Below are 14,543 nucleotides of genomic sequence, written 5' to 3'. Positions count from 1 at the left end.
ATGGGGCCGGAAATGTGAACTCAAAGAGAAAGAAAGAGGAGGGTGACATGGGTCAGCTTGATTCTGGAAATGCCGCGTGGATTTTGACTTCCGCGTCCCTTGTGTTCCTCATGACGCCGGGTGTGGCGTTCTTCTATGGTGGCATGGTCCGCGCAAAGGCCGTGCTGAACATGATGATCATGGAGGCGGCCGCTCTGTCCGTCACAATGGTGATCTGGGTGCTGTGGGGCTGGTCCATCGCCTACGCAGGCACTTCGGTAGGCGGTGTCTTCGGTGATCCGGCCACGGGCTTCCTGCTGAAGGATTCCATGGTTTCCGACGGCGGTGTCTTCACGTCGGCTTCGCTGAACTCCAACAACTACCCGGTCAGCGTCGATGTGGCGTTCCAGTCCGCATTCGCCATGATTACCGTCGCTCTGATCTGCGGCGCTATCGCTGAACGTGTCAAGTACTCCACTTGGATGATTTTCGTCGCGTTGTGGATTACCTTCGATTACGCTCCGCTCGCCCACATGGTGTGGAATGGCGGTCTGCTGAGCGCTGACGGTGCGATCTCCCAGGCCATCGGCGCTGCCGCCCACGATTTCGCAGGTGGTACGGTCGTGCACATCAACGCTGCAGTCGCCGCTCTGGTGATCGTGCTGATCATCGGCAAGCGCAAGGGCTTCGGCACCCAGCCGTTCCGTCCGCACAATGTTCCGTTCGTGATGCTTGGCGCCTTCCTGCTGTGGTTCGGATGGTTCGGCTTCAACGCTGGTTCCGCGTTCGCAGCCAATGGCACCGCAGGCTACGCTTGGGTTTCCACTTCCGCCGCAACCGCCGCCGCAATGCTCTCTTGGGGCTTCACTGAGAAGATCCGCACCGGCCACTACACCGCCATGGGTGCCGCTTCCGGCATCGTCGCAGGCCTGGTCGCCATCACTCCGGCCGCCGATGTGGTTTCCCCGCTGTGGGCCATCGTGCTCGGCGCCATTGCCGGTGTACTCACTTGCCTCGCTTGCGGCCTGAAGTTCAAGCTCGGCTACGATGATTCTCTCGATGTTGTCGGCGTCCACGGCGTCGGCGGCTTCACCGGCACTGTGCTTATCGGCTTCTTCGGCGAAGGTACCGGCCTGTTCGCGGGCGGCGACTGGAAGCAGCTGGTTGTGCAGCTCATCGTTGCCATCGTCGCCATCATCTGGTCTGCTGTTGTCACCGGCATCATCGCCTTCGCTCTGGAGAAGACGATTGGCTGGCGTGTCACCGAAGCCCAGGAAGTCGGCGGCATCGATCTTGCCGATCAGGGCGAACGTGCTTACGATTTTGCTGGTACCGCCAGCTCTGTTCTCAAGGAGGTGAAGTGAGATGAAGCTCATTACCGCTATCATTCAGCCGCATAAGCTCGACGATGTCAAGGAAGCCCTCGCTGCCGCAGGTGTTCACGGTCTGACCGTGTCTGAGGCTAACGGCTACGGCCGCCAGCGTGGACACACCGAGGTTTATCGTGGCGCAGAATACACCGTGGATCTCATTCCGAAGATTCGCATCGAGGTGCTGTCCGACGACGCCGACGCCGAGACTCTGGTCGGTGTGATCGTCAAGTCCGCCGGCTCCGGCACCATCGGCGACGGCAAGGTCTGGGTTGCCCCGCTTGACTCGGTGACCCGCGTGCGCACCGGCGAGACCGGCTCTGCCGCTATCTGATAATTCATTCGGATAGATATTAAGGGCCCCGGGCTTGGGTTCGGGCTATCAATAGACAGATCCTCGTACGTGCTTCGCGCCGTGCGGGGATTTTCATACGATTTTCGAGTCAGATTTTCTGCCTCGGATTTCCCACTTTCGCTTTTTACCTGCTCAGATTAGCTTGCTTTTGCGAAGATTCATAAGGATTTGCTATGACTTCAGCGGTTGATGGTCTTAAACAACGTTTCATGGATATGAGTCAGCCGGATGCCGACGGCGTGTACCGCAATGGTGCGGCGAAGCGAAAGGCCCGTACGGATTTGGCCATGGATTGCCTGACGAAGTTGTGGCAGGAGGCCTGCCAGACGGTTTCTTTTGACGTTCCACAAACTGGTATTGGTCTTGGTGCGGTGGGCTCGTTGGCTCGCGGCCAGGTTGGTCCGAGTTCCGATCTTGACTTGGTGGTCATTTATGAGCCTCACGCGCTCACTGACCAGCAGCTCAATGAGCTTGCCAACAAATTGTGGTATCCGATTTGGGATTCTGGTCTTGATCTTGACCAGTCGGTGCGTACCCGCGCGCAGTGCGAGGCTGTCACCGACCATGATCTGCCCGCCGCGATGGGTTGGCTGGATGTGGTGCCGATCGCGGGCGATACGCAGCTGATCGAATCCACGGCTGTCTCCATTTTGGAACGTTGGCGTAGGGCCGCCCGCAAGCGCTTGCCTGAATTGTTGAGTTCCGCCAAGTCTCGTTTGGACGAGTTCGGACGTATGGCGTACGGCAATCAGCCTGATATTAAGGAGTCTCGCGGTGGTTTGCGAGATTCCGTGCTGGTCTCCGCGCTTGCCGCTTCTTGGCTTGCCGACCGCCCGCACGGCCAGTATGACGATACTGTCGAACGGTTGCTGGATGTGCGTGACTGCATTCATTTGGTTGCCAATAAAGACACGAATATGTTGCTCGCTCCCTATCAGGCGAGGGTTTCGGCGATGTTGGGTTTGGCTGATCCGACGTTGCCGAGCGGCGAGCGTGAGGTGAAGTCGATTGATGATTTGCAGACGTTGCTTGCGCGTGTTGGCCGTCAGATCGCGTTTTCGCTTGATTCCACGGCTTCCCGTGCCGAGCATTCGTTGACTCATGAGAAGCCTCGTTTTGCGTTTTTTCAGGTGTTCCAGCCTCGTGGCGGCGGTAAGCGTCAGGCGCCTACGTTTGATGTGGTCGCGCCCGGTATTGCCAAGCATGAGGAGGAGATCGTACTTGCGCCGGGTGCCGATCCGAAGTCTGATCCGTGCCTTGCGTTGCGTGCGGCTGTTGCTGCGGCTGAGTTTGGTCTGCCGATTGCGCCCGGCACGTTGCAGAATCTGAAGTCATGTCCGATTGATGATCGCACGTGGAATGATGAGTCGCGTAGTCTGTTCTTGCGTTTGCTTGCGAGCGGTCCCGCATTGTTGCAGGTGTGGGAGGAGATTGATTTTGTTGATATTCCGGGTCGTTTGATTCCGGAATGGTTGGCGATTCGTAATCGTCCGAGCGCTTCGGCCGTGCATCGTTACACGATTGACCGTCATTCGGTTGAGGTGGTCACGCGGCTTGGCCGTGAAACACCTCGTGGAAACCGTTATGATGATCGGCATTATCAGGCGTTGCTGTTGGCTGGTATTTTACATGATATCGGCAAGCGTCCGGGGGTTGCCGATCATGCTGCGGAGGGTGCCCGCCATGCGTCTACGGTGTTGAAACGTATGGGTTTTGACCGTGACATTATTTGGTGGGTCACGTTGCTGGTGCGCGAGCATCTTACGTTGTCGGAGTTTGCGACTGGTCAGAATCCTAATGATCCGAATGTCGGCGACGAATTGGCCTCTCGTCTTGATCATGATCCGCTGCTGCTTGACATGCTCTTTGACCTGACTCGTGCTGACGGTTCGTCGTTGGGTGCCACGTCCGGCGAGACTATTTCCAAACAGTACGGCTGGAGCAAATGGCGCGAAACCCTTGTCCGGACCATGTACAACGCCACCCGCTACCACATGTGAGGCCGCGTAGGCTGTGAGCAAATGCCCGGCAAAGCGACATGGTTACCGATGCGGTACCCGCCGCGTCGGCGGAAACCCATCGTTTAAGAAAAAGTGGGGAACATATCACCTTCGGTTCACTTAAGCAAGTCAAAACCAGGGGAATATACACCCGTACGGAAGATGTCCCCAAGTTGTCCACTTGGTTATCCCCATTTGGTGGATAACTCGATATGTTTTCCACATAGTTATCCCCAGTATGTGGATAACTCGGGTTTTTTCGGCTTTCTTATCCACAGCGAATCGATTCGCGCGTGTCGGGTGATTTCGATCCTGCCAATGCGGAGATTCCTCCAGAATCTCATCGCAACATCATTCGTGAAGCGGCACAGGTATTATGGTTTTTCCCGGTACACTACACATCGAAGAGCTGGAGAAGCATGGCGGAGAGCAATTCTTGGAACAACGGCCTGAATCAAGGGCAAAACCGCGGTTTTTCAGGCAATGGCAGCACTTCCGGAACATCTGGAGCGGCCATTCGCGACGCCATCTTCGACCGTGTGCCGCCACATGACGACGCCGCCGAAATGGCGGTGCTCGGCGGCATGCTCATGAGCAAAGACGCCATCGGCGAAGTCTCACAGATGATCGACATCACCGACTTCTACCAGCCGCGTAACCAAACCGTGTACGAAGCCATCATCAACCTGTTTTCCGCATCGCAACCCGTCGACGCGGTGCTGGTAGCCAATCAACTGCTCAAAGACGGCGACCTCGAAAAAGTGGGGGGATCCGACTATCTGCACAGCCTCGTCGCATCCGTGCCGACCGCAGCCAACGCAACCTTCTATGCCGACATCATCCACCAGCGCGCCATCTTGCGCAATGTAATCGCAGCCGGCACCAAAATAGCGCAGCTCGGCTACACGGCCGAAGGATCCCAAGCCGAAGACGTCGTCAACCTGGCACAGGCCGAAGTCTACGAAATGTCGACCGGCAAAGTGAGGCAGGATTACGCGCCGATCGGCACCGTCATCACCGACACCCTTGACCAAATCGACCGACTGCAGAACGGCGAAGTCTCCAAGGGCGTACCAACCGGATTCCGCGACATCGACGAAGTGACGCAAGGTCTGCAGCCAGGCCAGATGATCGTTGTGGCAGGACGCCCCGCCATGGGCAAGTCCACGCTCGGCGTCGATTTCGCAAGATCCGCCGCGTTGCACCACAATATGACATCCGTGATCTTCAGCTTGGAAATGAGCAAAAACGAACTTGCGCAACGAATTATCTCCGCGGAAACGAATATTCCGTTGGCAGCCATGCGCCGAGCGGAAGATATTACGCAGGAACGTTGGAATATCCTTAATAATCTGCAAGATAAACTGCAGAACGCGCCATTATTCATCGACGATAGTCCGAACATGAGTTTGATGGAGATCCGTGCGAAATGCCGTCGATTGAAGCAGACGAACGATCTGAAATTGGTGGTGATCGACTACCTGCAGCTCATGACTTCCGGCAAGGCCGTGGAAAGCCGCCAGCAGGAAGTGTCTGACTTCTCGCGTGCATTGAAGCTGCTTGCCAAGGAATTGGAAGTGCCGGTGGTGGCGCTGAGCCAGCTGAACCGTGGCCCCGAAATGCGTCAGGACAAGAAGCCGCAGCTTTCCGACCTGCGTGAATCTGGTTCTATCGAGCAGGACGCCGACGTGGTGTTTCTCGTGCACAGGCCGGACGCCTACGACAAGGAGGACCGCCCAGGCGAGGCCGACATCATCATGGCGAAGCACCGTAACGGCCCGACCGATACCTTCAATCTCGCGTTCCTTGGCGCATACTCCAAGTTCAAAGATATGCCGCAGGACTATCAGAGCCAGCAGGAGGTATAAGCATGACGTGGAACTCATTCGCAACGCCGTTGATTGGCAAAGCCGTGCGTGCGGCCTCACGCCTGGCGCATGGCGGCGGCAGCGCGTTCCCCGGCAAAATCGTGGAACAGATCGACCCGCAATTCCTCGCACGCACGCTACAGCAACTGCCGCTCGGCGTGGTGCTCGTATCCGGAACGAACGGCAAAACCACCACCACTCGTATGGTGGCAAGCATGCTGGAATCGTTGGGATTAAAGGTGTTCACCAATCCGACCGGATCGAACTTCACCCGTGGCGTGGTCTCGTCGCTGCTGGCGGAAGTTTCGCTCGGCGGCAAACTGGACGCCGACATCGCCGTATTGGAACTCGACGAAGCGTACGCGGTGCATTTCGTCAAACAAGTACAGCCCGACTACTGCCTGCTGCTCAACGTGATGCGCGACCAGCTCGACCGTTTCGGCGAAATCGACAATACCGCGAAACTGTTGAGCAAAGCCGCCGAAGCGACCACCGGAACCGTGGTACTCAATCGTGAGGATCCGCGCATCGCACGACTTGCTGACGTCGCCCATACTGAAGATGGTGTGGAAGTGCGCTATTTCGGTCTTGACGGGTCGTTGCGCAGCTTCTTCCCGTCCGACGATGATATGCGCACGACGGTTGATACGGAATCGGCAACTGATACTGAAGCGTCAGTTGGTATTGACTTGTCCGAATCTGCAGAATCGGACGAGAATACTGCGATTAACGATTCCTCGGCAATTGCGAAAACTGGGGAAAATGCAGAAAAATCGGAAAATACAGAATCTGCGGAACAGTTTCCGGCTGACGTGACCCTGCTTGCTGTAGGCGACCATCGTGCTAGCTTCGGCATCGACGGCGAAACGTACGAAACCGGCGTGAAACTGGAAGGTGTGTACAACCTGTACAACGCGGCGGCCGCACTGGCCGTCGTGCGAGCGGTCGTGGCCGATGCGCAAGCAATGTTCCTGCCGTTCGAAGAGAACGTAACCGACGAACTATTGCGACAAGTGGGAATCTCACAGCGCATGATCGATTTTGCACACGCCACCACGCAAGCCATGATCGACGCGGCAGCCGAAGTCACTCCGGCGTTCGGACGCGGCGAAGTCATCGACGTAAACGGTTCGCCGGTAGAACTGCTACTCGTCAAAAATCCCATGGGATTCCGTCTGTCGCTCGCATCCTTCACTCCTGAAGGCTGCGATACCATGATCGCCATCAACGACGAGTACGCCGATGGGCGTGACATGAGCTGGTTGTGGGACGTGGATTTCTCCTCGCTGCGAGGCACCGGTGTAGCCATGGTTTCAGGCGTACGCGCATGGGATATGGCGTTGCGCCTCGAATACGACCAAGTGCCGGTGAACAGCGTCAACACGGAACTTGAAGAGGCCGTCTCAACGTTCGTGAACGCAAATCCGGGTACCCCTAAGCACATTTACTGCACGTACACGGCGATGCTTAAAACGCGAGCGGCGCTCGGCAAAATCGCCGAAGTCGCCGACGCTGGCGTGGGCAAGTGACGGCGCGTATCCGCACAATCCGGCAAGACGTGCGAAAAACGCATGAAAATCGGTGCAACGCATGAAAACGCAAGAACGTATGAAGAACGTATGAAACGCATGAGGGAGACGATATGAGCCAGGCAATCGACATCGTGTCGCTATATCCGAAAGACATGAACATCTATGGCGACTCCGGCAACGTACTCACCATCCAGCGCCGACTCGCGCTGTACGGCTACGAACCGCACGTGCACGCCTACAATCAGGGCGACGTGTGGCCCGAACACGTCGATATGATTCTGGGCGGCGGCGGGCAAGACACCGGCCAGAAGAAAATCGTCGACGACTTCTTCAAACGCGCCGACCTGCTGCGCTCGCTGGCCGCAGACGGCACCCCCATGCTCATGATCTGCGGCCTGTATCAGCTGTTCGGCGAATATTTCGAAACGGTGGATGGTTCCCGACTTGACGGCATCGGCGTGATCGGCGCGTACACGGTCGGCCAGGAAGTGCGCATGATCGGCAATCTGACCGAGCATTCCGCCGATTTCGGCGACATCATCGGCTACGAAAACCATTCCGGCCAAACCTTCCTGCGCGAAGGCGTGCAGCCGCTCGGCGTCGTCGACGCGGACGGCACCGGCAACAATGGCGAGGATCATACGGAAGGCGCACGCGTCAACAATGTGATTGGCACATACATGCACGGTTCGCTGCTGCCGAAGAATCCCGTGATCGCCGATTTTCTGATCCGTACCGCCGTGGAACGCCGATATGGTTCGTTCGATCCGGTTGCTGCAGGGCAAACGCAGGCGCAGCGTTCGGAACTTGACCGCATCAATACGATTGCCGACAACGCGCGTCGCGTGGCCATGTCACGTCCGCGCTGATCGGCCGCTCGTTTTTTGGGTGAGTTTCGCACGATCTCACTGTCCTGCGTTTTGCGGCTTCGTTTTCGTTTTTCCGTACGCTGTGGGCATACGGCAGCGAACTTTCCGCAGAATTGCGACGATTGACCAGTTTCGTTGACTTTATTTGTGAAGATAATGCGATAGAGTGGGTACCACCATCACCTAAGGAGGTAATCATGGCTGATTTTGATTTTGGTGACGGCCTGCGTAAGGTCTTTCTCGCCGGCGTTGGCGCTTTGGCGACCACGGTTGAGAAGAGCCAGGAAATCGTTGACGATCTCGTCAAGAAGGGCGAGCTGACCGTCGAACAGGGCAAGGCCCTCAACGCCGAACTCAAGCACAAGGTCGCGGAGGTCAAGGAAGCCTCCGAAGCCAAGACTGCAGAGGAAGCCAAGGAAGCGGAGTCTGAAGCCAAAGCCGAGTAACGTTCAATCGTTCCCATCGCCGTCTGCGCGTCGCATCACGTTCAGACGGCGATTTGCTATGCGCGCCATACGAAACTTGCACGGCATGCGAAACGTTCGAAAAATCGCGTGCGAATCGATAAGAAACGTGCGAATCGCATGAAATACGTGGGACGCAAGCCCCCATGAATCCCACTCATCGTAATCCGACCAACGTTTGCGAGCAGCGATATGTCTTTGAATTCCCCAATCGAGCCGGACGCGGTCCGCCCCGAAAGCGTAGAACCGGTCACACTTTCTGACCGAGTCAACGCGGTCATCAATCCCGCGGCAGACCCCTCGCCCGACGCGGCAGCGGCAACGGCAGCCAAATCCGCGGAAAAAACGGGAATGCCGCAATCGCGCAAACAGAACAGCGCAACCTTTACGCAACCCGAAACCATCGGACTGTTCGGCCCTCGCAAAGACTCATTCTCGCAACGCTACCACCTAACGCGACGTGGCAAACTGAAACGACTTACGCAAATCGCACAAATCGTCAACCAGTTCGACATTGTGCACGGACTGACGCCCATCAAAATGCGTCTCATGCTCGAAGCGCTCGGCCCGACCTTCGTGAAAGTCGGGCAGATCCTGTCCATGCGATCCGAAATCCTGCCCCAATCGTTCTGCGACGAGCTGTCCAAACTGCGCGCCGATGCCGATCCTATGCCGTACGGTACGGTACTGCAGGTGCTTGAGGACGAATATGGTCGTCCTGTTGGCGAGATCTTCGAGCATATCGACGCCACGCCGCTTGGCTCAGCGAGTCTTGCACAGGTGCATCGCGCGAAACTTTCCACCGGCGAAGACGTGGCCGTAAAAGTACAGCGGCCGGGAGTGCGCGAAACCATGGCACAGGATGTGTCCATCATGCGCACCATCGCACGAATAGCCGCCAAAACAATGCACAGTGCGCAAGTGGTCGATCTCTCCGGCGTGGTCGAGGAATTGTGGGACACCTTTGAATCGGAAACCGACTTTTTGATCGAAACCCGCAATTTGGCCGAATTCAAACGATTCTGCGAACGCTACAAATACATGGACTGCCCGAAGCCCTACCCGGAACTGTGTACCGAGCATGTGGTGGTCATGGACTATGTGGAGGGCATCTCCGTTTCGCACCCCAACGAACTTATCGAAGCGGGCTACGATCTGAAGGAGATAGGCACCAAACTTGTGGACAACTATGCCACGCAAGTGCTTGACGAAGGCTTCTTCCACGCGGATCCGCACCCGGGCAACATCATGGTGCGCGGCGGGCAGATCGTGCTGCTCGACCTTGGTATGACGGGTCGGCTTAATGCCAAAACCCGTTCCGTCTTGAAAGACATGATTTTCGCGGTCGCCAAACAGGATTCGCCCGCGCTTGCCGACGGTCTGCTGCGTTTCGCCGGTGCCGAGGCCGATCCGGAGGATTATCCGGCGTTATTGGCCGACTTGGACGTGATCGTCAAGGAATTCGGCACAGTGGATTTGGCCGAGCTGGATATCGCCGCCATGCTCACCGCGTTGACGCAAATGGCGCAACGCCACGGCATTGAAGTGCCGAGCACCGTCACCACGGTCGGGCGTGCGCTGGTCACTTTGGAAGGCCTGCTCGACGAGTTCATTCCAGACGTGAATATGATTCAGATCATCTCCGACCATATCGCCGCAAGCACGTCGAAGAAGGATTTCGCCAAGGATGAGGCGAAATCGCTGGTTATCGAAGGTCATCAGGCGCTGCACAGCCTGCTCGCTGCCGCCAATGAGCTGAAAGTGGCCTCCCGTATGCTTACGCGCGGCCAGTTGCGCGTGAATATGGAGATGGTCGGTTCGCAGGAACCGATCCATCTGCTTGCCAACATGGTGAACAGGCTTACGATGGCGCTGATCGTCGTCGGATTGTTCATCGGCTCGTCGATCGTCTACTACGCTGGCATCAAACCGGTGATTTTCGGCATTCCAATCGTCGGTTTCATGGGATATGTGATCGCGTTCATTTTGTCCGTCTGGATCGTGTTTGACATTTACTTCAAGGGACGTTCCAACAAAAAGCGATGACGCTAGTCTAGGGGGAGAGTGGATTCGCGTTGGATGAGGCGGCAGGGGAGGTATTCCGTGCCGTGGTGGGGCTGGCCGTTGATGGCGTCCATCAGGTAGCGGGCGGCTTTGCGGCCGATGAGTTCCGTTTCATTGTCGATGCTGGTCAGCGGCGGGCGGGAGCTCTTGGTGAGCACGTCCCAATTATCGTGGCCGATCACCGCCACATCCTCAGGAATGCGTAGATGCTGCGACTTCAACGCGTCAATGCATCCTCGTGCCAGCTGATCGCTCTGGCATACCACGGCGTCGAACTTCACGCCTTGGTCGAGCAGCAGTCTGGTGGCGGCACGCCCCCAATTCTCGTCCCAACGGCCATAGCGAATCGGGCCAGCCGGTTCCAAACCAACCTCGGACAACGCTTCCAACGCGCCCTTGGTGCGGTCGGTGGAGGCCGTATACGTTTCATCGCCGCCAATAATGGCGATACGGTTGCGTCCGCACGAAATCAGATGATTCACGGCCATGCGCCCGGCGTCCACATTGTCACACGTCACCGAACAATCGTTGGTGTCGGTGGAAGGACCATACACATACACCAGCGGCACGCCCCAATCACGCCCCAGCGACGGGCGCGGATTCGTCTCGCACTGCACAATCAGCAGGCCGTCCACTTTCAGCGACAGCAGTTTCTCTACATGGCTGCGTTCCAGCGCATCGTCACCGCGAGCATTGGCGAGTAGCACCGATGTCGATTGTGCGCGCAGCTCGTTTTCGGCGCCAATAAGAATAGGCGTGGAGAAACGGCCTTGCAGATCGGAAGTGACCAAACCGATGGTTCCGCTTCTGCCGCTTGCCAACGATTGCGCCAGCTTGTTCGGGGAATAGTTGAGTTGCCGCGCTGCCTCCATCACGCGCTCGCGGGTGTCTTCGCTGACGCGCGGTTTGCCATGCAGCGCCTTTGAAGCCGTTGCCAAAGACACGTTGGCCAGCGCTGCTACATCTTCAAGCCTTGCTGTTGAGTGAGTATCTGCAGTTGCCATGATGTTCCCCCTTTTTTACGGTGTGACGAAAACGTTGGCTGCGCGTCGATGCGCTTCGCCGCCCTTGTATTGCGTAATATTATACGACAAAACTGCGAAAGTTTTCGCATCGTGTCAAAAAGTGGACAAAACGGCTTTATATAGCCGATTGCTGACATTTTCACTTGCAAATTGCGAAACTTTCGCATTTGCGAAAATGAACACATTTTCTTTCGCATTTTCTGCATCTCACGTCATTTTTTGCTGTCATAAACGATTCTTAAAATGCTAAGAATCGTTTATTTATAACGGTTTTATCGACATGAATACCTTTGCATTCTGATGTGCGAAAGCGATTTTGCAAAATCTGGAGAAAACCATATACTGAGAAAAGGCTTTCGCACTACGGTTCAATCGAAGGAGAACAACCGGAAATCGTGAAGGCAGACGGCGGAAGGCCCGCCGGATGGCTCAAAGCTGAGCGATACATAGAGAAAGAAGTAGACATGGTGTCTTTCAACAAGGTCACTCGCGTTATTGCCGGCATCGCGGCAACCGCGTTGCTTATTCCGATGGCTGCATGCGGCGGTGGTTCCAGCAGTGGTGGATCCGCGGCTCCGGCCGATATTCCGGCAGCCGGCACTGATGACGGCACTGAGATCACTCTGTGGACCCGTTCTCCGCTGGAGCGTCAGGCCAAGAACGCGGTGAAGGCCTACAACGCCTCCCACAAGAACCAGGTCAAGCTGGAAATCATTCCGAACGACGATATGGAAGGCAAGGTTGGTGGTGCTTCCCAGACCGATTCCCTTCCGGACATTCTCGCCGGTGACGTGGTGCGTATTCCGTACTGGGCTTCTGAAGGCATCTTCACCGACATCACCAAGCAGATCGACGGACTCGACAACAAGTCCGACCTGCAGCAGGGCCACATTGAAGCCGGTACCGTGGATGGCAAGGAATACACGCTGCCGTTCATCACCGACGTTTCCGTGATGGTATGGAACAAGAATCTGTACAAGGAAGCAGGCCTTGACCCGGAGAAGGGTCCGAGCAGCATCGACGAGTTCGTTGAGCAGGCCAAGGCGGTCGCGGCCCTCAACAAGGACGGTGTGGCAGGCTCCTACTTGGCCGGCCAGTCCGGTGGCGCTCTCGTGTTCGACCTGTTCCCGTCCGTGTGGGCTGACGGCGAATCCGTGATGAACGCAGATGGCACCGAAGCCACCCTCGACAACGATTCCATGAAGGCCGTGCTCGACGCCTACAAGGAACTCGCCAACACCACCAACGGCTTGGGCGCAGGCTCCAAGGAAGAAACCGGTGCCACCTGGACCGCTCCGTTCGCCAACGGCAACATCGGTGTGATGCCGTATCCGAACACCTCTTCCACCGCACTGTTCGAAGCTGAGAAGGACGGCGGCTTCGAAGTGGGTGTCACCCCGATCCCGGGCACCAAGGAAGGCAAGACCTCCACGTTCCTCGGCGGCGATGCCATGGGCATCTCCAAGGACTGCAAGCACGTCGCTCAGGCTTGGAACTTCCTCGCATGGCTCATGAGCGATGACGCCCAGAAGGAAGTCTTCGCAGCCAACGGCGACACCGCATCCAACATCCAGACCCTGAAGACCGCCTACGACGATGCCGATCCTCGCGTCCAGACCATCAACTCCGTAATCATCGACGGCAATGGCCAGACCCCGAAGTCCGCAGCTTTCAATGAGGCTTTCAACGCAGCCGGTTCCCCGTGGCAGCTGCTCATCCAGAACGCAGTCTGGGGCGATGGCGATCTCAAGGCCGACAACCAGGCCATCACCGACGTGCTGGGTCAGTGAGGTGAGCCACTGAAAACGAACTTCTCTTCCTTTTTCTCCTTTCCCCGATTTACATAACTTAAGAACAACTGAATATCGAAAACAAAAATAGACAGACCACAGTTGTGGTCTGCCATGAAGATCGACAATACTTCAAAAACAATGTCGGTCTTCATGGCGGATTTCAACGGCCGCACGAGACGGAATCGCACTTCCAAACGCATATCCAATCGCTTGGCCATTTATGTCGAAAACCCCGAACGATTCAAGAGAGAGTCGCCAAAAGTGTTCCAAGGAGGGAATATGACTACTGTTTCCAAGAACGCTGCGCCAGTGAAGACGCATCGTTCCAAGGCCAAGGCGGAGGCAACCCGTCGTGGCCTGCTGTATGCGCTGCCTGATTGGCTGATGATCATCATGCTGTTCTTCGTGCCAATCGTGCTGCTCGTCATCATGGCCGGTTCCCGCTGGTCGTTGATGGGCGGTAACCGTGGTTGGAATTTCCCTGAGAATTTCGTCAAGGTTTTCGAAAATAAACTGCTCGGACAGTCGGTGTTGTTCACACTTGAATACACCGTGATCGTCACGATTTTCCTGCTGGTGCTTGGCCTTGGCCTGGCGCTGATCGTGCAGGAAAGCACCAAGTGGAACAATATGCTGCGCACGTGCTTCCTGCTGCCGTCCGCAACTGGTCTCGCCTCCGCTTCGCTGCTGTTCTACGCGCTGTACTCCCCGCAGGTGGGCCCCGTCACCAAGATCCTGAGCTTCTTCGGATTGATGGATGAGGGCGGTTCCGTGCTCGCCACCGGCCAGAGCGCGCTGTGGGCCACCATTATTGTGATCGTCTGGCGTTTCTCCGGCTACTACATGCTGCTCATGATGATCGGCCTGCAAGCCATTCCGGGCGACCTGTATGAGGCCGCGCGCATGGACGGTGCTGGCACGTGGCGCATTTTCCGTTCCATCACCCTGCCGCTGATGAAGCCGACCATCGTGATGTGCCTGATCTACTGCGTCACCGGTTCCATCCTCGCGTTCGACCAGTTCTTCATTCTGACCAAGGGCGGTCCGAACAATTCCACCATGACCGTGGTGCAGCTCATCTACAACTTCGCATTCGATTCCAAGAAGGATCTGGGCATGGCGGCCGCACTGTCGCTGATCGTGCTTGCGGCCCTCGTGGTGATCAATTCCATCCAGATGCGCGGTATGCGCGACAACACCAAGTGAGCAAGGGGAGGGAACTCA

At 56.7% G+C, this 14,543-nt stretch carries 10 protein-coding genes and 2 pseudogenes; 11 read left to right on the top strand and 1 reads right to left on the bottom strand.

Going from position 1 to position 14,543, the window contains the following annotated elements:
- The first annotated feature begins 47 nt into the window (after positions 1-47).
- The 9 genes and pseudogenes from CE168_RS03535 to CE168_RS03500 all read left to right on the top strand — a co-directional run bounded on the left by CE168_RS03535 (position 48) and on the right by CE168_RS03500 (position 10,483).
- The gene (locus tag CE168_RS03535) at positions 48-1,343 is read left to right on the top strand and encodes an ammonium transporter (RefSeq protein WP_099571115.1); all 1,296 of its coding nucleotides are present in this window, start codon (positions 48-50) and stop codon (positions 1,341-1,343) included.
- Between the two features lies 1 nt (position 1,344).
- A complete protein-coding gene (locus CE168_RS03530; RefSeq protein ID WP_003807443.1) occupies positions 1,345-1,683 on the top strand; it encodes a P-II family nitrogen regulator in 339 nt (112 codons plus the stop codon).
- A 194-nt stretch (positions 1,684-1,877) separates the two neighbouring features.
- On the top strand, positions 1,878-3,704 hold the full coding sequence (locus tag CE168_RS03525; protein WP_099571114.1) for a nucleotidyltransferase domain-containing protein: 1,827 nt from the start codon (positions 1,878-1,880) through the stop codon (positions 3,702-3,704).
- A gap of 419 nt (positions 3,705-4,123) precedes the next feature.
- On the top strand, positions 4,124-5,572 hold the full coding sequence (gene dnaB, locus CE168_RS03520) for a replicative DNA helicase (RefSeq protein ID WP_003833756.1): 1,449 nt from the start codon (positions 4,124-4,126) through the stop codon (positions 5,570-5,572).
- A gap of 2 nt (positions 5,573-5,574) precedes the next feature.
- Positions 5,575-6,528 (top strand): annotated as a pseudogene (locus tag CE168_RS09315) (Mur ligase family protein); the annotation flags it as partial.
- 117 nt (positions 6,529-6,645) lie between these two features.
- Positions 6,646-7,101, top strand: a pseudogene (locus tag CE168_RS09310) (DUF1727 domain-containing protein); the annotation flags it as partial.
- 113 nt (positions 7,102-7,214) lie between these two features.
- Complete coding sequence (locus tag CE168_RS03510) at positions 7,215-7,973, top strand: type 1 glutamine amidotransferase (RefSeq protein WP_099571112.1); 759 nt, start codon at positions 7,215-7,217, stop codon at positions 7,971-7,973.
- A 197-nt stretch (positions 7,974-8,170) separates the two neighbouring features.
- Positions 8,171-8,419: a phasin family protein gene (locus CE168_RS03505; protein WP_099571111.1), complete on the top strand. Its 249-nt coding sequence runs from the start codon at positions 8,171-8,173 to the stop codon at positions 8,417-8,419.
- Between the two features lie 210 nt (positions 8,420-8,629).
- Positions 8,630-10,483, top strand: a complete 1,854-nt coding sequence (locus tag CE168_RS03500) for an AarF/UbiB family protein (RefSeq protein WP_180753672.1) — start codon at positions 8,630-8,632, stop codon at positions 10,481-10,483.
- 2 nt (positions 10,484-10,485) lie between these two features.
- Here the strand turns inward: CE168_RS03500 and CE168_RS03495 are convergent, their stop codons facing one another.
- Positions 10,486-11,505, bottom strand: coding sequence for a LacI family DNA-binding transcriptional regulator (locus CE168_RS03495; protein ID WP_095279266.1), 1,020 nt, complete (start codon positions 11,503-11,505; stop codon positions 10,486-10,488).
- Positions 11,506-11,990: 485 nt separating this feature from the next.
- Here CE168_RS03495 and CE168_RS03490 point away from each other — a divergent pair, with 485 nt between their 5' ends.
- A complete protein-coding gene (locus CE168_RS03490; protein ID WP_022245673.1) occupies positions 11,991-13,316 on the top strand; it encodes an ABC transporter substrate-binding protein in 1,326 nt (441 codons plus the stop codon).
- 282 nt (positions 13,317-13,598) lie between these two features.
- Positions 13,599-14,525 (top strand): carbohydrate ABC transporter permease, encoded by a 927-nt coding sequence (locus CE168_RS03485; RefSeq protein WP_021913224.1) that lies wholly within the window; start codon positions 13,599-13,601, stop codon positions 14,523-14,525.
- Positions 14,526-14,543 lie beyond the last annotated feature (18 nt).

The sequence above is a fragment of the Bifidobacterium sp. N5G01 genome, from assembly GCF_002742425.1.
Classification (GTDB): domain Bacteria; phylum Actinomycetota; class Actinomycetes; order Actinomycetales; family Bifidobacteriaceae; genus Bifidobacterium; species Bifidobacterium hominis.
Note: the sequence above shows the minus strand (reverse complement) of the source record. Positions and strands in the feature narration are given on the sequence as shown.

Excerpts from the sequence above, each read along its gene's own strand:
- CE168_RS03535 (WP_099571115.1), top strand. The coding sequence starts at position 48 with ATGGGTCAGCTTGATTCTGGAAATGCCGCGTGGATTTTGACTTCCGCG.
- CE168_RS03530 (WP_003807443.1), top strand. The coding sequence starts at position 1,345 with ATGAAGCTCATTACCGCTATCATTCAGCCGCATAAGCTCGACGATGTC.
- CE168_RS03525 (WP_099571114.1), top strand. The coding sequence starts at position 1,878 with ATGACTTCAGCGGTTGATGGTCTTAAACAACGTTTCATGGATATGAGT.
- dnaB (WP_003833756.1), top strand. The coding sequence starts at position 4,124 with ATGGCGGAGAGCAATTCTTGGAACAACGGCCTGAATCAAGGGCAAAAC.
- CE168_RS03510 (WP_099571112.1), top strand. The coding sequence starts at position 7,215 with ATGAGCCAGGCAATCGACATCGTGTCGCTATATCCGAAAGACATGAAC.
- CE168_RS03505 (WP_099571111.1), top strand. The coding sequence starts at position 8,171 with ATGGCTGATTTTGATTTTGGTGACGGCCTGCGTAAGGTCTTTCTCGCC.
- CE168_RS03500 (WP_180753672.1), top strand. The coding sequence starts at position 8,630 with ATGTCTTTGAATTCCCCAATCGAGCCGGACGCGGTCCGCCCCGAAAGC.
- CE168_RS03495 (WP_095279266.1), bottom strand. The coding sequence starts at position 11,505 with ATGGCAACTGCAGATACTCACTCAACAGCAAGGCTTGAAGATGTAGCA.
- CE168_RS03490 (WP_022245673.1), top strand. The coding sequence starts at position 11,991 with ATGGTGTCTTTCAACAAGGTCACTCGCGTTATTGCCGGCATCGCGGCA.
- CE168_RS03485 (WP_021913224.1), top strand. The coding sequence starts at position 13,599 with ATGACTACTGTTTCCAAGAACGCTGCGCCAGTGAAGACGCATCGTTCC.